Here is a 21703-nt window from a genome sequence, read left to right on the forward strand (position 1 = left end):
ACGGCGGGTCGGCGGGTCGGCGGGTCGGCGGGTCGGCGGGTCGGCGGGTCGGCGGGTCGGCGGGTCGGCGGGTCGGCGGGTCGGCGGGTCGGCGGGTCGGCGGGTCGGCGGGTCGGCGGGTCGGCGGGAGGATACATCATGATTTAACGATTGCATTTATTCGCAATCGTTTTATCTAAATTAATACCTTCCCGCCCCGACCGTGAACCCCATGCACCCGAATGCCGGCATTCTCAACCACACGTTGCATCCCCTCCCCGGCCTCAGGCTGATCGCGGCGGTCGTCCTCCCCGCGGGCGAGGCACGCCGGATCGGCCTCATCGGCCTCATCCTCCTCCTCACCGCACCGACCAGCCACCGCCCGGCCAACGCCCGGCCGGGCCTTTCCAGCCTGCCGCGGTCGCGCGGCCGGGGCGGGCGCGCGCCATGAGCGAGGCCCTGCCAACCGCCGCCGCGACCCCGGCCGAGGCGATGAAGGAACGGGTGGAGGAGGCCTCCGCCTTCCTGAAACGCCTCGCCAATCCCGACCGGCTGCTGGTCGCCTGCGCCCTGGTCGAGGGCGAGCGCTCGGTGCGCGCGCTGGAGGACCGGCTCGGCATCCGCCAGCCCGGCCTCTCGCAGCAGCTCGCCGAACTGCGCGCCGCCGGCCTCGTCGCCGCCCGAAAACAGGGCAAGCAGGTGTTCTACCGCCTCGCCGACCCGCGGGTCGAAACCCTCGTCACCACCCTGCACCGCCTGTTCTGCGCGGCGCCGCCCCCCGGCACGGAGCCCTGACATGACCGCCTTCACCCCCCTCGCCGCCCTCCTCGGCGGCGCCCTCATCGGGCTTTCCGCCGTGCTGCTGATGCTGATTGAAGGCCGCATTGCGGGCATAAGCGGCATGGCCAGCCGGATTCTGCCGCCCTGGCGTGGTGGAATCGCCCCGCGCGCGGCGTTTCTCGCCGGGCTCGTCGCCGCGCCCTTCGTGGTGCAGGCGGTGACGGGCAGCCCGGTGGCGCAGACGGTTTCCGCCAATCTGCCGCTCATGGCGGCGGCCGGGCTGCTGGTCGGCTTCGGTGCGGTGCTGGGCAGCGGCTGCACCTCCGGTCACGGCGTCTGCGGCCTCGCCCGGCTGTCGCCGCGCTCGCTGGTGGCGACGCTGACCTTCATGGCGACCGGTTTCCTCACCGTCTTTCTCATGCGCCATCTGCTGGGAGGCTGAACCATGCCGGTGCTGGTCAATCTCGCCCTCGGGCTGCTGTTCGGGCTGGGGCTCATCGTCTCCGGCATGAGCAACCCGGCCAAGGTGCTGAATTTCCTTGATATTTTCGGAACGTTCGACCCCTCCCTCGCCTTCGTCATGGCGGGCGCGGCGGGGGTTGCCCTTGTCGGATACCGTCTTGTCCTGCGGCGGCGGGCGCCGCTGCTGGCGCCGCGCTTCGAGCTGCCGACCCGGCGCGACATCGATGCCCGGCTCGTCGCCGGCGCGGCCCTGTTCGGCGTGGGCTGGGGTCTGGGCGGGTTCTGCCCCGGCCCGGCCTTCACCGCGCTCGGCCTCGCCGCGCCGGGAACGCTGGCCTTCGTGCCGGCGATGCTGCTCGGCATGTGGCTGGCACGGCGGCTGCCGGCTTCCGGCTGAGTCCGCCCACCCCTTGCGCAGCCGGAATCGGCGCAAACCAACGCCCAACACCCCGGCACGCCCATAAAACGGGCATGGCCTGCCCGCATTCGCGGCCGCTGGCTGCAAGTAAGCGTGCGCCCGCAGACAAGTCGCCCGCCGGCTCCGCCACTAAGACTCTTCTCCAACGGTACCGCCATCGTGCGCGCAGGCACCGGAGATCAGAGGAGAAGTTTCGTGGCACTCAATCCCGACACCCATTCCGGTCGGCGCGGCACGTCCGCGGCGGCCAAGGCGAGGGCGGCCCTGTTCGGCGTCCTCGGCTTCGCGCTCGTGGCGGGCGGCATCGCCGCCGGCCTGCCCACCCGCGCCGAGGCGGCCTCGCCGGAGGCCTGCTCGGCACTGCAGGCGAAGTACCCCGCGCTCAAGGGCAAGACCCTCGTCGACGCCATCAACCCCCACACGCCGGGCTACGAGACGATCGACCCGCAGGACCCGACCAAGTACATCGGCTTCGACATCGATCTCGGCGAGGCCATCGGCGATTGCCTCGGCTTCAAGCTCAGCTACAAGGCGGTCACCTTCGCCTCGCTGCTGACCACGCTGCAGGCCGGCCAGGCCGACATCGTCATCTCCGACATCTACGCCACCAAGGACCGCGCCAAGGCCGCCGACTTCATCACCTATCTGAAGGTTTATGACGGCGTGCTGGTCGCCAAGGGCAACCCGAAGAAGATCGACGGCATCAATCTGTCGCTGTGCGGCACGGTGGCGGCCGAGAACACCGGCTATGTCGAGGTGCCGCTGATCCAGGCGCTCGAATCCGAGTGCAAGAAGGCCGGCAAGCCGGCGCCGGAAATCCTGCTGTTCGACAACAACGCCAACTGTATCCAGGCGATCCTCGCCGGCCGCGCCGACACCTACATCAACGACGTGAACACCGTCGACGGCGCGGTGAAGGCCTATCCCGACAAGCTGGACAAGGCCACCGCGGTGACGCTGCCCTACTCGGTCGGCATCGCCGTGCCACGCAACAATGTCGCATTCCGCGACGCCGTCTTTGCCGCGCTGACCGAGCTGCAGAAGGCCGGCGTCCAGGCCGAGCTGATGAAGAAGTGGAACCTGCCGACCGACCAGCTCGAGACCCCCAAGCTGGTCCTCGCCGACTGACGCCCCTGGCGGCCGGGCGCCTCCCGGCCGCCGCCCTCCAACAGCCGCGACAGGGCCGATGGATCTCTTCTTCCACTATCTCAGCATGCCCTACCTCATCGACGGGGTCGGCTACACGCTGCTCATCACCGTTCTCGGCCTGCTCGGCGGCCTTGCCATGGGCCTCGTCCTCGCGGCGATGCAGCTCAGCCGGTTCCGGGCACTGGCCATCGTCGCGCGGACTTATTCGATCATCTTCCGCGGCACGCCGCTGATCCTGCAGATGGTGTTCTGCTACAACGCCCTGCCGCTGATCGGCATCAAGCTCACCGCCATCGCCGCCGCCAGCCTCGCCCTCGCGCTGAACGAGGCGCCCTTCATCGCCGAGATCCTGCGCGCCAACGTCATCGGGGTCGACCGCGGCCAGGTCAGCGCCGGGCAGGCGCTGGGCATGACGCCGGCCGCCATCATGCGCCGGGTCATCGCCCCCCAGGCGATCCGCTCCATGGTGCCGGCGCTCGGCAACGAAGCGGTCAGCGCGCTCAAGAACTCGTCGCTGGCCTCGGTCGTGGCGGTGCAGGAACTCACCCTGCGCTCCACCCAGCTCGCCTCCGCCACCTTCGATTTCTTCTCGATCTTCTTCGCCTCCGGCCTGATCTACCTCATCCTCACCGGCGCCATCGCGGTGATCCAGATCGTCGTGGAGATGCTGCTCGACCTCGACCGGCCGCCGCCGAGGGAACAGCTCACCCGCTTCTTCCGCGCCCTGCTGCCGGGGCGCGAGGCCGCCCCCGCCGCGGTGTCGGCCAGGCCAGTGCCGACCGGGGCCGGGGAAGAAACGGTCCCCGCCGAGCCGCTGCCGCCACCCTCCGCCAAGGTCGCCGCCTCGGTGCGGGTCGACCGCGAGGCCCGCGCGGCGCGGCTCGCCGGCAATGCCGCCGCCGTCGAGGTCACCGCCCTGCGCAAGGCCTATGGCGCCAACACCGTGCTGAACGGCGTCGACCTCGGCGTGCGCACCGGAGAGGTGGTGGCGCTGCTCGGACCCAGCGGCTCGGGCAAGAGCACGCTCCTGCGCTGCATCAACCGGCTGGAGGGCTGGGACGGCGGCGACATCCGGGTCGGCGGGCGCTCGCTCGACCGCGCCCCGGACGGCCGGGCCCTGCCGCCGCGCGCCATCGCCCAGATGCGGGCGAGCGTCGGGGTCGGCATGGTGTTCCAGCAGTTCAACCTGTTCGGCCACCTCACCGCGCGGGAGAACGTCGCCGGCCCGCTGCGCTGGGTGCAGGGGCTCACCCGCCTCGACGCCGACCGCCGCGCGATGGAACTGCTGGAGCGCGTCGGGCTGGCGCACCGGGCCGACGCGCTGCCCCGCCACCTCTCCGGCGGCCAGCAGCAGCGCGTCGCCATCGCCCGCGCGGTGGCGCCCAACCCGAGCGTATTGCTGCTCGACGAGCCGACCTCCGCGCTCGACCCCGAGCTGGTGAGCGAGGTGCTGGAGGTCATCCACCGGCTGGCGGTGGAGGATGGGCTGGCCATGGTCATCTCGACCCATCAGCTCCGCTTCGCCGGGGAGGTCGCCGATCGCATCGTCTTCCTGAGCGGCGGCACGATCATCGAGGAGGGCCCGGCCGCTCAGGTGCTCAACGCCCCCCGCCACCCGCTCACCGCGCGCTTCCTCAGCAAGATGGAGGGCGAGTGAGGGCCACGCCCCTCCCGCCGCCGCCCCGCATTCCAGACCCGAGGCTCGTCCCATGACCAAGCACCACCTGCCGGCCACCCCCTCCACCGTCCACTGGGGCTATTTCAGCAAGACACTGGAGCCGGTGCTCACCATAAAGTCGGGCGACAGCGTGACGGTGGAGACGATCACCCACCACGCCAATGACGATTACGACCGCATGATCGCCGGCGACACGGAAGCGGAGGCGATCTTCCTCTGGACCAAGGACGCCAAGACCATGCGCCGCCGCGGCGCCGGCCCCACCGAGGGCCCCTTCACCCATGGCAGCGGCGAGGGCGTCGGCGTCCACCTGCTCACCGGGCCGATCGCGGTGGAGGGCGCCGAGCCGGGCGACATCCTCGAGGTGCGCATCCTCGACACCGCGCCGCGGCCGAGCGCCAACCCGGCCTATGCCGGGCGCTTCTTCGGCTCCAATCCGGCCGCGTGCTGGGGCTTCCAGTACAACGACCTCATCGAGGAGCCGAAGCCGCGCGAGGTCGTGACCATCTACGAGCTCGACATGACCGCGCCGGCCTCGGTGCAGGCGGTCTACAGCTACCGCTGGACCCCGCAGACCGACCCGGACGGCATCGTCCACCCCACCATCGACTATCCCGGCGTGCGGGTCGACCACACCACCATCACCCGCAACGACTCCGTGCTCTCCGGCATCAAGGTGCCGGCGCGGCTGCATTTCGGCACGATGGGCCTCGCCCCCGCCGAAGCCGAATTCGTCTCCACCATCCCGCCCAACTATACCGGCGGCAACATGGACGACTGGCGCATCGCGAAGGGCGCGCGGATGTACTACCCGGTCGCGGTGGCTGGCGGCCTGTTCTCCTGCGGCGACGCCCACGCCTCGCAGGGCGACAGCGAGCTCTCGGGCACCGCGATCGAAATCTCGCTGAACGGCGAGTTCCAGTTCATCCTCCACAAGAAGGCCGACCTGCCCGGTACCGTTCTGGAAGGCCTGACCCACCCGCTGCTGGAAACCGACGAGGTGTGGTCGGTCTATGGCTTCAGCGTCGCGAACTATCTGAGCGAACTCGGCCCCGACCACCAGACCGAGATTCTCAAGCGCGGCAGCCTCGACACGGCGATGCGCGATGCCTTCCGCAAGCTGCGCCGCTTCCTCATGACCGTGCATGGGCTGAGCGAGGACGAGGCCATCTCGCTGATGTCGGTCGCCGCCGATTTCGCGGTGACGCAGGTGGTGGACGCCAATTGGGGCGTCACCGGCTCGATCCGCAAGGCGATCTTCGCCGGCCGCTGAGCCGGCCCGTTCATGCCATCCACGCGCCGGCCCGGTCACGGTCCGGCTGACGGGGCGGCATGCATGTTGCTTCGACGGACCCCGTCTCTACGGGGTTCGAAGAATGAATGCACAGCCGTTCACCAGCGAATCCTACTCCGAGGATGCCCGCCAGCCGGCCTGGCAGGATGTCCTCGGCGGATTCGGTCTCACCTCTACGCCGCTGCGGACGTCGCACTCCTCCCATGCGACGGCGCTTTCACGCAGCACCACCCGCGGCATAAGGCTCGGGCGGCTGGCGGCGGGGGCGCAGGTTCTCTCCACCTCCGGCCACCGGGGCGAGCTGCCGCTGCTGGTGCTGCCGCTGGAGGCGAGCGCGATGCTGCGGACCGCCCGCGACCAGCAGATCGTGCCGGCCGGCCAGATCGTGGTGCTGCCCCGGCCCGGCGACTGGCAGCTTCACTTCCAGCGGGAGCTGCGCGCGCTCGTCCTCGCGGTGCCGGCCGAGGCGTTCCGCGGCCGCAAGATCGCGCCCCTCACCCTCGCCGAGGCCCGGGCTCTGCCACCGGAAGGGCTGGCCGCCGTGCTCGCCGCCACGGTCTGCGGCGCCGCCGAGGAGATCGACCGGCTGTCCGAGCCGGAATGGGAGGCGGTGGCCCAAGGCTCCGCCGAGCTACTGCTCACGCTGTTCACCGAACTCGCCGCCGCCCGCCCAGACACCTCCGCCAGCAAAGCCGCGCTGCTCCAGCGCATCTACCGTGCCATCGAGCAGAATCTCGGGAACGAGCACCTCGCACCGGCGGACATCGCGCAGGCGGAAGGCATCTCCGAGCGCTACCTGCAGAAGCTGTTCGAGGCCACCGGCGAGAATTTCAGCCAGTATGTGCGGGAGCGCAGGCTGCAGCGCGCCTGGCACGACCTTTCGAGCCCCGGCGAGGCGGCGGTGCCGATCTCCGAGATTGCCTATCGCCACGGTTTCTCCGACAGCGCCCATTTCAGCCGGCTGTTCCGCGAGCGGTTCGGCATGCCGCCGCGCGAGTTCCGCCGCCGCGAGGCCGGGATGCAGAGCCTCGCCCCGGCGGCGAGCGGGCAGCGCGGCTGGCCGCAGGAAGCCCTCGCCCGGCTGCGCGCGGTGCAGGCGAAGCTGGAGGCGGCCGAACGTCGCGCCGGCGCCGAGCCTCCGACGCCAGCCTCCGGCACGGAGGCCGAAGCCCCGGCCGAGCACTATCTCGCGGTGGATGCCGAGCGGGTGCACTGGGGCTATTTCAGCCGGCTGCTCAAGCCGGTTCTCGAGATAGCCTCCGGCGACATCGTGACGGTGGAAACCCTCACCCAGCACGCCTCGGACGACCCGGAGCGGATGATCCTCGGCGATCCCGGCGCCGAGAGCGTGTTCCGCTGGACGCCGACGGCCAAGGGCGTCGACCGCCGCGGCGCCGGGCCGCTCGATGCCTCGATCTATGGCCGCGGCGCCGGCGAGGGATTCGGGGTGCACATCTGCACCGGGCCGATCGCCGTGCGCGGCGCCCAGCCCGGGGACGTGCTGGAGGTGCGCATTCTCGACATCGCACCCCGGCGCTCGCGCAGCCCGCTGCATCAGGGCCGGGTGTTCGGCAGCAGCGTCGCCGCCTGGTGGGGCTACCACTATTCGGAATTCCTCTCCGACCCCAAGCCGCGCGAGACGGTGACGATCTATGAGATCGCTGCCGATGCACCGGAACCCTATGCGCAGGCGCTCTATTCCTACCGCTGGGAACCGCAGACCGACCCGTCCGGCGTGCGCCACGAGCTCTACGACTATCCCGGCGTGCCGGTGCGGACCGGCAGCGTCAGCCGCAGCACGCCGGTGCTGGCGGGCATCCGCATTCCGCTAAGGCCGCATTTCGGCGTCATCGCCGTTGCCCCGCGCGAAGCGGAACTGGTCGATTCGGTACCTCCGGCCTATTTCGGCGGAAATCTCGACAACTGGCGGCTCGGCAAGGGCGCGGCGGTGTTCCTGCCGGTGTCGGTGCCCGGCGCGCTGCTGTCGATCGGCGATCCCCACGCCTCGCAGGGGGACGGCGAGCTGGGCGGCACCGCCATCGAATGCTCGATGACCGGCACCTTCCGGGTGGTTCTGCACAAGAAGGCGGACCTCGCCGGCAGCGTGCTGGCGGACCTCTCCTATCCCCTGATCGAGACGCCGGAGGAATGGGTGCTCACCGGCTTCAGCCACCCCAACTATCTCGCCGAATTCGGCGCTCATGGGCAGAGCGAGGTCTATGCCAAATCCTCGCTCGACCTCGCCATGCGGGATGCCTTCCGAAAGGTGCGGCGCTTCCTCATGACCACGCAGGGCCTCTCGGAGGACGAGGCGATCGCGCTGATGTCGGCCGCGGTGGATTTCGGCATCACCCAGGTGGTGGACGGCAACTGGGGCGTCCACGCCATTTTGCGCAAGCGGCTGTTCGGCACGGGCGTCTAACGCCGTCCCGCCCCCGGCAGGCGCGGGCGCGGATCAGTCGATCGGCCGCGGGCGGCGGTCGCTGCCGATGGCGACGAAGGTGAAGATCGCCTCGGTGACCTTGATCATCGTCTCCTCCTCGCGCGCGCGGCGCCAGGCTTCGATGCGGATGCGCAACGATGTCCGCCCGGTGGCGATGACGGTTCCGTAGAAGCTCACTTCGTCTCCCACCAGGACCGGGCTGAGGAAGCTCATCGCTTCCACCGCGACCGTCGCCGCGCGGCCCTTGGCGCGGCGGGTGGCGACGTTGCCGGCGGCGAGATCCATATGCGCCATCAGCCAGCCGCCGAAGATATCGCCAGCCGGGTTGGTGTCGGCCGGCATGGCGATGGTGCGGATCACGGGGCTGCCGGCGGGCGGCTCGGGCGGAAGGGTGCTCATGCGGCGGCTCGTGGGTGAGGGCTGGCGGACGGCGGGAAATGCCCCTACCGCTTTACTGCGTCCATCGCGCGACGTCACCGCGCCGCTGCCGCGGGGCAGGCATGCCCAACGGCAAAACCGGCCCTTGCCGACCCGCGGATCAGATCGAGCCGAGCCCGGTCCGTGCCGCCAGCTCGGCGGCCGCCTCCTTCCGCTCGCTGTAACGGTCGGTGAGATAGGTCGACACGTCGCGCGTCAGCAGGGTGAACTTCACCAGTTCCTCCATGACGTCCACCACCCGGTCGTAATAGGGCGACGGCTTCATCCGCCCCGCCTCGTCGAACTCCTGAAAAGCCTTGGCGACCGAAGACTGGTTGGGAATGGTGAACATGCGCATCCAGCGGCCGAGCACCCGCATCTGGTTGACCGCGTTGAAGCTCTGCGAGCCCCCGGAGACCTGCATCACCGCGAGGGTCCGGCCCTGGGTGGGGCGTACCGCACCGACCGAGAGGGGAATCCAGTCGATCTGTGCCTTCATCACCGCCGTCATGGCGCCATGCCGCTCCGGGCTGGTCCAGACCTGGCCTTCCGACCACTGGGAAAGTTCCCGCAGTTCCCGGACCTTCGGGTGATCCGCATCGACGGCGTCCGGCAGGGGCAGGCCGTGAGGATCGAATACCCGGGTTTCCGCCCCATAGGCCCGCAGCAGCCGCTCGGCTTCGAGCGTGAGGAAGCGGCTGTAGGAGCGCGCGCGCAGCGAGCCGTAAAGCAGCAGGATGCGGGGCGGGTGGGTCGACGGCGTCACCCTCAGCCGCCCCGCATCGGGCAGATCGAAGGGGCCGGGTGCGAGGTTGGGCAGGTCGGCGCTCACGGTTTCACCTCCACTGAGGCGACCCGCCTGGCGTCCCCCCGCCTGCCGCCGGCCTCGTACCAGCCGCGGGAGCGGTTCACGATCCAGACCACGGAGAGCATGACCGGCACCTCGATCAGCACCCCGACCACCGTGGCCAGGGCGGCGCCGGAGTGGAACCCGAACAGGCTGATCGCCGCCGCCACCGCCAGCTCGAAGAAGTTGGAGGCGCCGATCAGCGCGGAAGGGCCGGCCACGGCGTGTGGCTCTCCCACGCGCCGGTTGAGCAGATAGGCGAGACCGGCGTTGAAATAGACCTGAATCAGGATCGGCACGGCCAGCAGGGCGATCACTATCGGCTGCGCGATGATCTGCCCGCCCTGGAAGCCGAACAGCAGCACCAGCGTCGCCAGCAACGCCACGAGCGACAGCGGACCCAGCCGCGCGAGCAGGCGCTCCAGCCGCGCCGGACCGCCGATTGCCAGCAGGCGGCGGCGCAGCGCCTGCGCGACCATCACCGGCAGGACGATGTAGAGCACCACCGACAGCACCAGCGTGCCCCACGGCACCGTGATGGCGGACAGGCCGAGCAGCAGGCCGACGATCGGGGCGAAGGCCACCACCATGATCGCGTCGTTGAGCGCCACCTGACTGAGGGTGAAATGCGGCTCGCCTTTCGTCAGGCTGGACCAGACGAACACCATGGCGGTGCAGGGGGCGGCGGCAAGAAGGATGAGGCCGGCGATGTAGCTGTCCACCTGATCGGGCGGCAAGAGCGGGCGGAACAGCCCGCCGATGAACAGCCAGCCGAGCAGCGCCATCGAGAACGGCTTCACCGCCCAGTTGACGAACAGCGTGACACCGATGCCGCGCCAGTGGCGCCCGACCTCGGCCAGCGCGGCAACGTCGATTTTCAGCAGCATCGGAACGATCATCAGCCAGATCAGCACGGCGACGGGCAGGTTGACCTGCGCGATCTCGGCCGCGCCGATCGCCTGGAACGCGCCGGGCACGACGTGGCCGAGGCCGATGCCAACGATGATGCAGAGGGCGACCCAGACGCTGAGGTAGCGCTCGAAGGTGGACATGGCTCTTCCTCACGCTCCGGCGACGCGCTGGCCCTGGGCATCCACCACCGGCTCGCCGTCTTCCTTGGAGAAGGCGCCGAGCTGGGGCGGCAGCAGGTCAAGCACCCGCTCGGAGGGACGGCAGAGGCGAACCCCCAGCGGCGAGACGACGATGGGGCGGTTGATCAGGATCGGGTGCGCCATCATCGCGTCTAGCAGCGCCTCATCCGCGAGCGCGGGGTCGCCGAGGCCGAGCTCGGCATAGGGTGTGCCTTTCTCCCGCAGCAGGTCACGCAGGGAAATCCCCATGCGCTCCACGAGCTGCACCAGCAGCGCCCGCGCCGGCGGCGTCTTCAGGTATTCGACGACATGGGGCTCGATCCCGGCATTGCGGATCAGCGCGAGGGTGTTGCGCGAGGTGCCGCATGCCGGGTTGTGGTAGATGACGACGTCCATGGCCTGCCTCACATCGTGGTTTTGCGGGAGGCGGAGGCGCCGACCGCAGAGGGGTCGGGGGCAGCGCAGCCACAGGACAGCGCTGCAACGACCGGGGTGCACACCTCGGGATGGCCCTGGCAGCAGTCGCGCATCAGGAACTCCACCAGCCCGGCGAGGGCGGGATAGGCGGCGCTGTAGAAGATCGAGCGGCCCTCGCGACGCGACGTCACCAGCCCCGCCTGTTCGAGCTGTGCCAGATGGAACGACATGCGCGAGGACGACGCGCCATCCATCGCCTCGCCGATGGTGCCCGCGGACAGGCCTTCCGGCCCCGCCGTCACCAGCAGCCGCACGATCCGCAACCGCGTCTCCTGCGAGAGCGCCGCGAAAGCCGCCAGGGCACGGTTCACATCCATGGACATCTCAATAATTCAACATTTATTGAGATATAAATATCGTAACCTCACGAGAGGTCAAGGCCACATCTTTGACGGTCGAGCTGTGTCGCGAAGGCCGGACGGCTGGACCTCATGCGCCGGCGGCGTGGATGGCGTCGAGTCCTTCGCGATAGCTGGGATAGGTCAGTGTGACGCCAAGCCCCTGCCGCAGCCGGTCGTTGCGGACGCGGCGGTTCTCCTCCCAGAAGGAGCGGGCCATCGGCGACATCGTGGCCACCGCAACCTCATAGGGCACGGACGGCGGCGGCGCGATGCCGAGCAGCGCGGCGGCGTGGCGCACCGGGGCGCAAGAGGGCGCCGGCTCGTCGTCCACCACATTCACCACGCCGGAGAATCCCGTGCGGAACGCTGCGGCGATCGCCGTGGCGATGTCGTCGACATGAATGCGGTTGAAGACCTGTCCCGGGCGCTCGATGCAACGGGCCGTGCCCTCGCGCAGATCGGCCAGCGCATTCCGGCCGGGACCATAGATGCCGCCGAGCCGCAGCACGGCCACCGGCCGGCCCAGCCGTGCGCCGAGTTGCTGCCACGCCCCCTCGGCCTCCAGCCGGCGCACGCCGCGCGCGCTGGTGGACGGCGGCGCGTCGGTCTCGTCGATCCACGCCCCGTCCGAGCTGCCATAAACCCCGATGGTGGAGAGATAGACGATCGGCCCGCGACGGCCGCCGGCCTCCAGCGCGGGGGCGAGCGGCCCGGCGAAAGGATCGCCCGCCTCACCGGGCGCGGCGGAGACCAGCACCGCATCCGCCATCTCCGCAGCTTTCGCCAGCGCCTCCGCCTCCCCGGCTTCCAGCACCTCGACGCCATCGGCCGCTCGCCGCGCACTATCGCGGGTGGTGCCGACGATGCGGGTGAAGTCGCAGGGGTGGCGAGCGACGAAACGCTGCGCGCAATAGCCGTAACCCAGGCAGAGGAGCATGGTCATGGAGCATCAACCCGCTGTGGCGGCAGCCCTCCTAGCATGGAGTCCGCCGCCTGCCATTCCTCGGTCACCGTCGGGTCGGCCTCGCCCGGAAGATGCCGCGCCCGCAGCGTGTCGAACCGTGCCGGCTCCAGCAGCCGCGCCAGCGCCCAGACGGCGGCCCCCCGCACCAGGGGGGCGTCATCATGGAGCAGCCGCCCCGCCTCCTCCGCAAGCGCGGCATCGCCGGAATTGCCGATGGCCACCAACACATTGCGCAGGAAGCGGGTGCGCCCGGTGCGCTTGATCGGGCTCTTGGTGAAGCGGGCGCGAAACGCCGCCTCATCCAGCCGGGCCAGCTCGGCCAGCGCCGGCTCCCGGTTTTCCTCCCGCGCCGCCAGCCGCGCCTCGCGGCCCAGCACGGCGAACTTGTTCCACGGGCAGGCGGCAAGGCAATCGTCGCAACCATAGATCCGGTTGCCGATCAGCGGGCGCAGTTCGCGCGGGATTGGGCCGCGATGCTCGATGGTGAGGTAGGAGACGCACCGCCGCGCATCGATCCGGTAGGGAGCGGGGAAAGCCCCGGTGGGGCAGGCGTCGAGACAGGCCCGGCAGGCCCCGCAATGGTCCGTCTCCGCCGTGTCGGCCCGCAGCGCCAGCGAGGTGGCGATGGCACCGAGGAACAGCCAGGAGCCGCGCCCCCGCGAGACGAGATTGGTGTGCTTGCCCTGCCAGCCGAGGCCGGCGGCCTGCGCCAGCGGCTTTTCCATGAGCGGTGCGGTGTCGACGAAGACCTTCACCTCGCCGCCGGCGCGGGGCACGAAGCGGGAGGCGATGCGCTTGAGCTTGCCCTTGATCAGCTCGTGATAGTCGTCGCCGCGGGCATAAACCGAGATCGCCCCGGCGCTGCGCCGCGCCAGCACCTCGCGCGGGTCGCGATCCGGGCCGTAATTGAGCCCCAGCATCACCACCGCGCCGACCTCCGGCCACAGCGCCCGCGGCGCAGCGCGGCGGGCGGCGGTCTCGGGCATCCAGTCCATGTCGCCATGGGCGCCGTCCGCGATCCATCGCGCGAGACGGGGGCCGGCCTCGGGAATGGCGTCGGGATGGGCGATGCCCACGGCATCGAACCCTTCCTCCGCGGCGAGGTGGATGATCAGCGCCCGGGCGGCGTCGGGGCTCAGAAGTCGAGATCCGCGTAGCAGGCGGACGGCGGGATGCCGGCCATCGTCACCGCCAGCAGCGGGCGGAAGGAGGGGCGCGACTTGATCCGCGCGTACCAGATCTTGGCGGTCTCGTCCTCGTCCCACGGCACGTCGCCCAGATAATCGACGCAGGAAATGTGGGCCGCGGCCGCGAAATCGGCGTAGGAGAGCCGGTCGCCGGCCAGCCAGTTCCGCGCCTTCAGCAGCCACCCGATATAGTGCAGATGGTAGCGGATATTGGCCCGGGCCGCACGGATCGCCGCCATGTCCGGCGAGCCGCCGCCCGCCTCGCGCGGCATGTAGCGCTTGAACACCTTCTCGCGCACCAGCGGCTCGGACACCTCGGCGAAGAACTTCTCGTTGAACCAGGCCGAGAGGCGGCGCACCTCGACCCGGGCCCCGATGTCGACCGGCAGCAGGCGGCGGTCGCCGAAGGTGGCCCCGCGGGTCTCGTCGATATATTCCGCGATGATGGTGCCGCCGGGCACCGCGAAACCGTTCGGCTCCACCAGAACCGGGGTGGCGCCGGCGGGATCCAGCATCAGGAATTCGGGCCGCCGTTCCCACACCCGTTCCTCGACCAGCGTCGGCTCAAGGCCGTATTCGCTGAGCATCAACCGGATGAAGCGCGAGTGCGGGCAAAAGGGATGATGATGAAGATGCATCGCTCGGGGGAAATTCGCGGCCTCGACAGGGTGCGACAGCTCTCCCCTCTAGAGGCGTTCGCCCCTCTTCGCAAGTCATTGCACGGTCGGAACCCTGTTGGCGGCGGCGGCGGGTGGACCCGGAGGGCATTGGCGTGCAACATCGCGGCGGCCGTGCAACATCACCGTCGTTGAACGCCGCTACCCTGCCCGCGCTCCTGTCGCAACGCGACGTGCCATATCCAGGAAGGCTGCCATGACCGACGATACCGAGATGATGATGCCCGAACATGGCAGCTTCGTGTGGAACGAGCTGAACACATGGGACGTGGAGGCGGCGAAGGCCTTCTACGGGCAGACCCTTGGCTGGACCTTCGAGGCCATGCCGCTGGAAGACGACGCCGGCACCTACTGGGTAGCGCTGGCCGATGGCGAGATGGTCGCCGGCATCTTCGCCATGACCAGCCCGGATTTCGACGGCGTGCCCGCGCACTGGTTCGCCTATGTCGAGGTCGACGACGTCGACGTCCGGGCCGCCCTGGTCGAGGAAGCCGGCGGGACGGTCATCCGGCCGCCCTTCGACGTCGCCGGCGTCGGCCGCATCGCCATCGTGAAGGCGCCGGACGGCTCCGTGCTCGGCTGGATCACCTCCGACGAGGAGTGATCCGCGACAGGGCTCGATTCCCGCGGCGGCCGGATCAAGCGCCGCTGCGGGTGCATTCGCGAGGACGTCCGCCGCGCGCGGGCGACCGCTTGGTGACGCGGTAGCCCCGGCGCATGAGGGGAGGCCCCCTCGCCCCAACACTGCGAAAGGCTCCGCGCGCCATTCTCCGCTCCCACAGGGGCGCAACCGGAAGGAATACACCGTCGATGCAGATGCAGACCCCCGTCTCCCCCATCATCGCCGCCGGCTACTCGCTTCGTGAAGGCAGCCCGGAGTTCGACGATCTCGGCGCCGGCCTCGACGAAGCGGAAGCGCTCGGCGTCGATGTCGTGGAGCTGCCGGTCTACGCCTGGCATCTGATTGTCAACGGCCGCGTGCTGGACCGCCGGGTCGCCGACCTCGCCCGGGCGCTCGAAGGCCGGCCGTTCGGCACCACGGTGCACGGGCCGCTGTCGATCAATCTCATGGACGCGGCCGACCGGCTGCCCCGGCACGAGGCGGTGCTGGCGGCCAGCATCGAGATCACCGGGGCGATCGGCGCCCGCCATCTCGTCGTTCACACCGGCGCCGTCCGCGGGCAGGACGACCTCGAGGTCGCCTATTCCCGCCAGCGTGACGCGCTGGCGCGCGCCGGCGACCTCGCCCTGCGCGCCGGCGTCACGCTGTGCGTGGAGAACGTGTTCCGCTTCGGCGACGTCCGCGACACCGCGACGCCGTCCAAGCTGGCCGGAGAGCTTTCGGCCATCGACCACCCCGCCGTCTGGGCGACGCTCGACGTCAGCCACGCCTATATCCGCGCCGCGCAGGACCGGCTCGACCCGCTGCCGGAGATCGCGGCGCTGGCGCCCTTCGCCCGGCACCTGCACCTCCACGATTCCTTCGGCCGGCCGAGCCAGCTCTGGACCTACGATCCCGCCGAGGCGGTCGCGTTCGGCGAGGGGGACCTGCACCTGCCGATCGGCTGGGGCGGGATAGACTGGGATGCCGTCGTCGCCTGCGGGCTTCCCCCCGAGACCATCGCGATCATGGAGCTCAACCCGCGGCACTGGCGCGAGCTGGGCGAGCAGGTTCCGGTGCTCAAGGCGCTGGCCGGCCGCTTCCGGCTGGCCACCCCCGCGGCGGCCTGACCTCTCCGCCACGACCAATGCCGGGCCGGCTCGGGGACGCGTGGCCGGCCCGGCCCTTGCGGCTCCACCGCCTGCCAGCGCCGGCCGCTCCCCCCCTCGGGGCACCGCCGGCGGGCCAGGCCACGGTGCTCCGGCCGGCGGGGCGCAAACGATTCCCGCCGCGTGGCGCAGAGCGTGTGTTTTCGCCACAACGACCTTCTTGCGAGCCCGAAGCCCTGCCCCTATATCCGGCGCGATCGGTGTGGGATACACGCCGTACCCTGTTGAATTGGGGGCCGGTCCGGGGGCGCGGCGTCGGCAATAGCCACTCACCGTTCTTCTCCGGGTGCTTCACGAGGCCCGGCCGGCCTGCCGGAAGGAGAGAGTTCATGTCTAAAGTCATCGGCATTGATCTTGGTACGACCAATAGCTGCGTCGCCGTCATGGAAGGCTCGACGCCGAAGGTGATCGAGAACGCCGAAGGTGCCCGCACCACGCCGTCCATCGTCGCCTTCACCGAGGATGGCGAGCGCCTGGTGGGCCAGCCGGCGAAGCGCCAGGCGGTCACCAACCCGGAGCGCACCTTCTTCGCGGTGAAGCGCCTGATCGGCCGCCGCTACGACGACCCGATGGTCGAGAAGGACAAGCACCTCGTCCCCTACAAGATCGTGCGCGCGGACAATGGCGACGCCTGGGTCGAGTCGGACGGGAAGAAGTATTCGCCCTCGCAGATTTCCGCCTTCACCCTGCAGAAGATGAAGGAAACCGCGGAGGCCTATCTCGGCGCCAAGGTCGACAAGGCGGTCATCACCGTCCCGGCCTATTTCAACGACGCCCAGCGTCAGGCCACCAAGGACGCCGGCCGCATCGCCGGCCTCGAGGTGCTGCGCATCATCAACGAGCCCACCGCGGCCGCCCTCGCCTACGGTCTCGACAAGAAGTCGGCCGGCGTGATCGCGGTCTATGACCTCGGCGGCGGCACCTTCGACGTGTCGGTGCTGGAGATCGGCGACGGCGTGTTCGAGGTGAAGTCCACCAACGGCGACACCTTCCTGGGTGGCGAAGACTTCGACATGCGGCTCGTCAACTATCTCGCCGACGAGTTCAAGAAGGAGCAGGGCATCGACCTGCGCAACGACAAGCTGGCCCTCCAGCGCCTCAAGGAGGCGGCGGAAAAGGCCAAGATCGAGCTGTCGTCGGCGACCCAGACCGAGATCAACCTGCCCTTCATCACGGCGGACGCCTCGGGCCCGAAGCACCTGACCATGAAGCTCACCCGCGCCAAGTTCGAGGCGCTGGTGGACGATCTGATCCAGCGCACCGTCGAGCCCTGCAAGAAGGCGCTCAAGGATGCCGGCCTCACCGCCGGGCAGATCGACGAGGTCGTGCTCGTGGGCGGCATGACCCGCATGCCCAAGGTGCAGGAGATCGTGAAGCAGTTCTTCGGCAAGGAGCCCCACAAGGGTGTCAACCCGGATGAAGTGGTCGCCATCGGCGCCGCCATCCAGGCCGGCGTTCTCCAGGGCGACGTCAAGGACGTGCTGCTGCTCGACGTGACCCCGCTTTCGCTCGGCATCGAGACGCTGGGCGGCGTGTTCACGCGCCTGATCGACCGCAACACCACGATCCCGACCAAGAAGAGCCAGACCTTCTCCACCGCCGAGGACGGCCAGACCGCGGTCACCATCCGCGTGTTCCAGGGCGAGCGCGAAATGGCGGCGGACAACAAGATCCTCGGCCAGTTCGACCTCGTCGGCATCCCGCCGGCGCCGCGGGGGGTGCCGCAGATCGAGGTTGCCTTCGACATCGATGCCAACGGCCTCGTCAACGTGTCGGCGAAGGACAAGGGCACCGGCAAGGAGCAGCAGATCCGCATCCAGGCCTCGGGCGGCCTTTCCGACGCGGACATCGAGAAGATGGTGAAGGACGCCGAGGCCCACGCCGCGGAGGACAAGACCCGTCGCGCCCTGGCGGAAGCCAAGAACCACGGCGAAGCCCTTGTCCACTCGACGGAAAAGGCCCTCGCCGAGCATGGCGCCAAGGTCGGCACGCCGGAGAAGACCGCGATCGAGACCGCCCTCGCCGACCTCAAGTCGGCGCTGGAAGGCGAGGATGTCGAGGCGATCACCGCGCGGACCAACACCCTCGCCCAGGCCTCGCTGAAGCTCGGCGAAGCGATGTACAGTCAGGCCGGTGAGGAGGACGGTGCGTCCAAGCCGCAGGCCGAGGACGTGGTGGACGCCGAGTTCACCGAGGTCGACGACGACAAGAAGAAGTCGGCCTGAGCCGACGGCGTCGGCGTGGCCGCCCGGCGGCGCCGCGCCGCCTCCGCCGACCTGTGAACCGCGTGCCCGGGCGACGCCCGGGCACTGCCGTTTCGACGAGACCGCCCGCCGGCCCCGGCCGCGTCGGTCCCGCTGCATCCCCGGCCCGCGACCGGGCCTTTCACCACCGACCGCCTCCAGGCGCTGAATCCGGAGCCGCGCACCCTCATGTCGAAGCGCGACTATTACGAGGTCCTCGAAGTCTCCCGCACGGTGACCGACGGGGAGCTCAAGTCGACCTACCGCAAGCTCGCCATGAAATGGCATCCCGACCGCAATCCGGGGGATGCGCAGGCCGAGATCCGCTTCAAGGAAGTCACCGAGGCCTATGAGGTCCTCAAGGACCCGCAGAAGCGCGCCGCCTATGACCGCTTCGGCCATGCCGCCTTCGAGGGCGGCGGCGGTGGCGCACCGGGCGGGCCGGGCTTCGGCGCCGATTTCGCCTCCACCTTCTCCGACATCTTCGACGATCTCTTCGGCATGGCCGGCCAGCGGGGCGGCGGGCGCGGCGGCCAGGGCCGCGAACGTGGCGCCGACCTGCGCTACAACATGGAGATCACCCTGGAGGAGGCGTTCGCCGGCAAGGACGCCACCATCAAGATTCCCAGCTCGGTGACCTGCGAGGCCTGCACCGGCACCGGCGCCAAGCCCGGCTCGCAGCCAAAGCCCTGCCGCACCTGCGGCGGCACCGGCCGCATCCGCCATGCCCAGGGCTTCTTCACGCTGGAACGCACCTGCGCCACCTGCCAGGGCCGCGGGCAGGTGATCGAGGACCCGTGCACCGTCTGCTCCGGCTCCGGCCGGGTGACCCGCGAGCGCACGCTTCAGGTGGCCATTCCCGCCGGCGTCGAGGACGGCACCCGCATCCGGCTCGGCAATGAAGGGGAGGCCGGCGCGCGTGGCGGTCCCCCCGGCGATCTCTACATCTTCCTGTCGATCGCCCCGCACGAGTTCTTCCAGCGCGACGGCGCCGACCTGTTCTGCCGGGTGCCGATCTCGCTGGTGCAGGCGGCGATCGGCGGCTCGGTCGAGGTTCCCACCATCGACGGCGAGAAGACCAAGGTGAAGGTGCCGGAAGGCACCCAGACCGGCCGCCGCTTCCGGCTGGCCGGCCGCGGCATGCCCGTGCTGCGCACCCGCAATACCGGCGACATGTATGTCCAGGTCGTGGTCGAGACCCCGCAGAACCTCACCAAGCGCCAGCGCGAGCTGCTGATGGAGTTCGAGAAGGAGAGCTCCGGCGACACCCACCCGGAATCGAGCGGGTTTTTCAGCAAGGTAAAAGACTTCTTCGCCGGCGATGCCGAATGACGGCGCCGCCGCGAGGCGGTATGCTGGCGCGTGGGGTGTAATCGAACGGTAATGGGTACCACGTAGAGAAGGCGCTGCACCGCAGCGCTTTCGGGCCCGCTGCCGCGGATTCGCCGACGGCGCCACTTTTGGCCGCTGGAAGGACTGCAGGAGTTCGAATGTTGCCTCGTTCCGCCTCTGACTTGGCCCCGGCCGGCAAGACCCGCCCCCGCAAGAAGCCCGACGAGCTCCGCTTTCTTCATTCCTGGCTTCAGGACCCGCTCCGCACCGGGGCGGTGTCGCCCTCCGGCCGAGCGCTGGCGCGGATGATGGCGTCCTATGTCGATCCCGCCCTGCCCGGGCCGGTCATCGAGCTCGGCCCCGGCACCGGGCCGGTGACGGCGGCGCTGGTGGAGCGCGGCATCGCCCCCGAGCGGCTGGTGCTGATCGAGTACAACCCCGAATTCTGCAAGCTGCTGAAGCAGCGCTTTCCCGGCGCGACCGTGATCCGCGGCGACGCCTACAACATGGAGACGACGCTGCAGGGGCTGGTGGAGGCCCCCGCCATCGCCGTCGTCTCCAGCCTGCCGCTGTTCACCCGGCCGGTGCCGGAACGGCGCAGCCTCACCGAGCAGGCCTTCCGGCTCTGCGTGCCGGACGCCCCCTTCATCCAGTTCACCTATGCCGTGGTCTCGCCCATGCCTCTGGACGAGATTCCGCTGCGGGCCCACCGCAGCCGGCGGGTGTGGCGGAACATTCCCCCGGCCTGCGTCTGGGTCTATCGTTCGCCGCAGATGAATGGCTGAGGAGGCCCCATGGCCCCGAAGATCCTGACCTTCGCCGGCTCGACCCGCCACGGCGCCTTTTCCGGCCAGCTTGCGGCGGCGGCCCTGCACGAGCTGGCGGAGCTTGGCGCCGAGGCGGAGCTGCTCTCGCTCGCCGATTATGACCTGCCGATCTACAATGGCGACCTCGAAACCGAGGCCGGCGTGCCGGAAGCGGCGGTCGCGCTGAATGCCCGCCTCGGGGCCGCCGACGGCATCTTCGTGGTGACCCCGGAATACAATGCCGGCGTGCCGCCGCTGCTGAAGAACGCAATCGACTGGGCGAGCCGCGCGCGGGGGCCGCGCGACCCCTTCAAGGGGCCGGTCTGGGCGATCGGCGCCTCCTCCCCCGGGGCAATGGGGGGCTATCGCGCGGCGATGATGCTGCGGCAGGTGCTGGCCCTCGGGCTCGGGGCGCTGGTGCTGGGCGGGCAGGTGTCCATCGGTGGCGCGGGACAGGCCTTCGGCGAGGACGGCCGGCTGAAGGACGAGCGCCTCGCCCGCCTGCTGCGCGGCGTGCTCGCCGACCTCGTCGCCGAAGCCGGCCGGCGCGCGGCCGCGCGCGCCTGAGGCCACGGCCTCGCTCACCCGCCAGACCCACACGCCGGAGCCGCCATGACGCCCGTGGCCCAGAAGCCCGCCACCGACCCGCGCGACCACCTCATCGTGGCGCTGGACCTGCCCTCCGTCCGCACGGCGGAGGCCGTGGTGGCGCGGCTCGGCGACACCGTGAGCTTCTACAAGATCGGCTACGAGCTCGGCTATGCCGGCGGCCTCGGCTTCGCCCGCGAGCTGATCGCCGACGGCCGCAAGGTCTTCATCGACTTCAAGCTGCACGACATCGGCAACACCGTGGCGCATGGCGTGGCGAGCATCGCCCAGCTCGGCGCCAGCTTCCTCACCGTGCACGCCTACCCCCAGACCATGCGCGCGGCGATGGAGGGCAAGGGTGCCAGCCCGCTGCGCATCCTCGCGGTGACGGTGCTGACCTCCTATGACGACGCCGACCTCGCCGAGGCCGGCTATGGCGCCGACGTCGCCACCACCGTGGCCCGCCGGGTGGCGCAGGCCCGCGAGATCGGCATCGACGGCATTGTCTGCGCACCCACCGACGCAGCCACCGTACGCGGCCTTCTCGGGCCGGGCCGGGCCATCGTCACCCCCGGCGTGCGGCCCGCCGGCGCGCCCACCGGCGACCAGAAGCGCGTCGCCACCCCGGCCGAGGCCATCCGCGCCGGGGCCGACCATCTGGTGGTGGGCCGCCCGATCGTGGCGTCGCCCGACCCGGCGGCGGCGGCCCGGGCGGTGCAGGCGGAGATCGCCGCCGCCCTGCCGCCGATCTGACACGGCA

At 70.2% G+C, this 21703-nt stretch carries 23 protein-coding genes; 15 read left to right on the forward strand and 8 right to left on the reverse strand.

Annotated elements, in window-relative coordinates:
• Positions 1–211: 211 nt before the first annotated feature.
• From KHC27_RS11715 to KHC27_RS11750, 8 genes are all read left to right on the forward strand, one after another.
• Positions 212–430 (forward strand): hypothetical protein, encoded by a 219-nt coding sequence (locus KHC27_RS11715; RefSeq protein WP_213339232.1) that lies wholly within the window; start codon positions 212–214, stop codon positions 428–430.
• The gene (locus KHC27_RS11720) at positions 427–774 is read left to right on the forward strand and encodes an ArsR/SmtB family transcription factor (RefSeq protein WP_213339234.1); all 348 of its coding nucleotides are present in this window, start codon (positions 427–429) and stop codon (positions 772–774) included. The genes KHC27_RS11715 and KHC27_RS11720 overlap by 4 nt, the downstream gene beginning before the upstream one ends.
• 1 nt (position 775) lies before the next feature.
• Positions 776–1201, forward strand: a complete 426-nt coding sequence (locus KHC27_RS11725) for a YeeE/YedE family protein (RefSeq protein WP_213339239.1) — start codon at positions 776–778, stop codon at positions 1199–1201.
• Between the two features lie 3 nt (positions 1202–1204).
• Positions 1205–1618 carry a DUF6691 family protein gene (locus KHC27_RS11730; RefSeq protein WP_213339242.1) on the forward strand — a complete coding sequence of 138 codons (414 nt, stop codon included), beginning with the start codon at positions 1205–1207 and terminating at the stop codon, positions 1616–1618.
• A gap of 216 nt (positions 1619–1834) precedes the next feature.
• Positions 1835–2767, forward strand: coding sequence for an ABC transporter substrate-binding protein (locus tag KHC27_RS11735; RefSeq protein WP_213339243.1), 933 nt, complete (start codon positions 1835–1837; stop codon positions 2765–2767).
• Positions 2768–2825: 58 nt separating this feature from the next.
• Positions 2826–4445 carry an amino acid ABC transporter permease/ATP-binding protein gene (locus KHC27_RS11740; RefSeq protein WP_213339244.1) on the forward strand — a complete coding sequence of 540 codons (1620 nt, stop codon included), beginning with the start codon at positions 2826–2828 and terminating at the stop codon, positions 4443–4445.
• Positions 4446–4497: 52 nt separating this feature from the next.
• Positions 4498–5739 (forward strand): acetamidase/formamidase family protein, encoded by a 1242-nt coding sequence (locus tag KHC27_RS11745; RefSeq protein ID WP_213339245.1) that lies wholly within the window; start codon positions 4498–4500, stop codon positions 5737–5739.
• 103 nt (positions 5740–5842) lie between these two features.
• Complete coding sequence (locus KHC27_RS11750; RefSeq protein WP_213339248.1) at positions 5843–8182, forward strand: acetamidase/formamidase family protein; 2340 nt, start codon at positions 5843–5845, stop codon at positions 8180–8182.
• A gap of 33 nt (positions 8183–8215) precedes the next feature.
• Here KHC27_RS11750 and KHC27_RS11755 read toward each other — a convergent pair whose 3' ends face one another.
• The 8 genes from KHC27_RS11755 to KHC27_RS11790 form a co-directional block, all read right to left on the reverse strand.
• Positions 8216–8602, reverse strand: coding sequence for an acyl-CoA thioesterase (locus KHC27_RS11755; RefSeq protein WP_213339250.1), 387 nt, complete (start codon positions 8600–8602; stop codon positions 8216–8218).
• 139 nt (positions 8603–8741) lie between these two features.
• Entirely contained in the window at positions 8742–9452 is a 711-nt protein-coding gene (arsH, locus tag KHC27_RS11760; RefSeq protein ID WP_343210899.1) for an arsenical resistance protein ArsH, read from the reverse strand.
• Complete coding sequence (gene arsB / locus KHC27_RS11765; protein WP_213339252.1) at positions 9449–10519, reverse strand: ACR3 family arsenite efflux transporter; 1071 nt, start codon at positions 10517–10519, stop codon at positions 9449–9451. The genes arsH and arsB overlap by 4 nt, the downstream gene beginning before the upstream one ends.
• Before the next feature lie 9 nt (positions 10520–10528).
• Positions 10529–10954 carry an arsenate reductase (glutaredoxin) gene (arsC, locus tag KHC27_RS11770; RefSeq protein WP_213339255.1) on the reverse strand — a complete coding sequence of 142 codons (426 nt, stop codon included), beginning with the start codon at positions 10952–10954 and terminating at the stop codon, positions 10529–10531.
• A gap of 8 nt (positions 10955–10962) precedes the next feature.
• Positions 10963–11352 carry an ArsR/SmtB family transcription factor gene (locus KHC27_RS11775; RefSeq protein WP_213339257.1) on the reverse strand — a complete coding sequence of 130 codons (390 nt, stop codon included), beginning with the start codon at positions 11350–11352 and terminating at the stop codon, positions 10963–10965.
• A gap of 112 nt (positions 11353–11464) precedes the next feature.
• Complete coding sequence (locus KHC27_RS11780; protein WP_213339259.1) at positions 11465–12319, reverse strand: NAD-dependent epimerase/dehydratase family protein; 855 nt, start codon at positions 12317–12319, stop codon at positions 11465–11467.
• Positions 12316–13500, reverse strand: coding sequence for a tRNA epoxyqueuosine(34) reductase QueG (gene queG / locus KHC27_RS11785; protein WP_213339495.1), 1185 nt, complete (start codon positions 13498–13500; stop codon positions 12316–12318). Before queG ends, KHC27_RS11780 begins: the two co-directional genes overlap by 4 nt.
• Positions 13476–14165 (reverse strand): glutathione S-transferase family protein, encoded by a 690-nt coding sequence (locus KHC27_RS11790; RefSeq protein ID WP_213339261.1) that lies wholly within the window; start codon positions 14163–14165, stop codon positions 13476–13478. The genes queG and KHC27_RS11790 overlap by 25 nt, the downstream gene beginning before the upstream one ends.
• A gap of 235 nt (positions 14166–14400) precedes the next feature.
• Between KHC27_RS11790 and KHC27_RS11795 the strand changes: the two genes are divergently transcribed.
• From KHC27_RS11795 to pyrF, 7 genes are all read left to right on the forward strand, one after another.
• On the forward strand, positions 14401–14808 hold the full coding sequence (locus KHC27_RS11795) for a VOC family protein (protein WP_246519876.1): 408 nt from the start codon (positions 14401–14403) through the stop codon (positions 14806–14808).
• Between the two features lie 206 nt (positions 14809–15014).
• On the forward strand, positions 15015–15935 hold the full coding sequence (locus KHC27_RS11800; protein ID WP_213339264.1) for a sugar phosphate isomerase/epimerase family protein: 921 nt from the start codon (positions 15015–15017) through the stop codon (positions 15933–15935).
• A gap of 368 nt (positions 15936–16303) precedes the next feature.
• Positions 16304–18199, forward strand: a complete 1896-nt coding sequence (dnaK, locus tag KHC27_RS11805) for a molecular chaperone DnaK (RefSeq protein ID WP_213339266.1) — start codon at positions 16304–16306, stop codon at positions 18197–18199.
• Positions 18200–18406: 207 nt separating this feature from the next.
• On the forward strand, positions 18407–19549 hold the full coding sequence (dnaJ, locus tag KHC27_RS11810) for a molecular chaperone DnaJ (protein WP_213339267.1): 1143 nt from the start codon (positions 18407–18409) through the stop codon (positions 19547–19549).
• A gap of 158 nt (positions 19550–19707) precedes the next feature.
• Positions 19708–20334, forward strand: coding sequence for a class I SAM-dependent methyltransferase (locus KHC27_RS11815; protein ID WP_213339268.1), 627 nt, complete (start codon positions 19708–19710; stop codon positions 20332–20334).
• A 9-nt stretch (positions 20335–20343) separates the two neighbouring features.
• Positions 20344–20922 (forward strand): NADPH-dependent FMN reductase, encoded by a 579-nt coding sequence (locus tag KHC27_RS11820; protein WP_213339269.1) that lies wholly within the window; start codon positions 20344–20346, stop codon positions 20920–20922.
• A 45-nt stretch (positions 20923–20967) separates the two neighbouring features.
• A complete protein-coding gene (gene pyrF / locus KHC27_RS11825) occupies positions 20968–21696 on the forward strand; it encodes an orotidine-5'-phosphate decarboxylase (RefSeq protein ID WP_213339273.1) in 729 nt (242 codons plus the stop codon).
• Positions 21697–21703 lie beyond the last annotated feature (7 nt).

It is taken from the genome of Ancylobacter lacus, from assembly GCF_018390635.1.
Lineage (GTDB): Bacteria > Pseudomonadota > Alphaproteobacteria > Rhizobiales > Xanthobacteraceae > Ancylobacter > Ancylobacter lacus.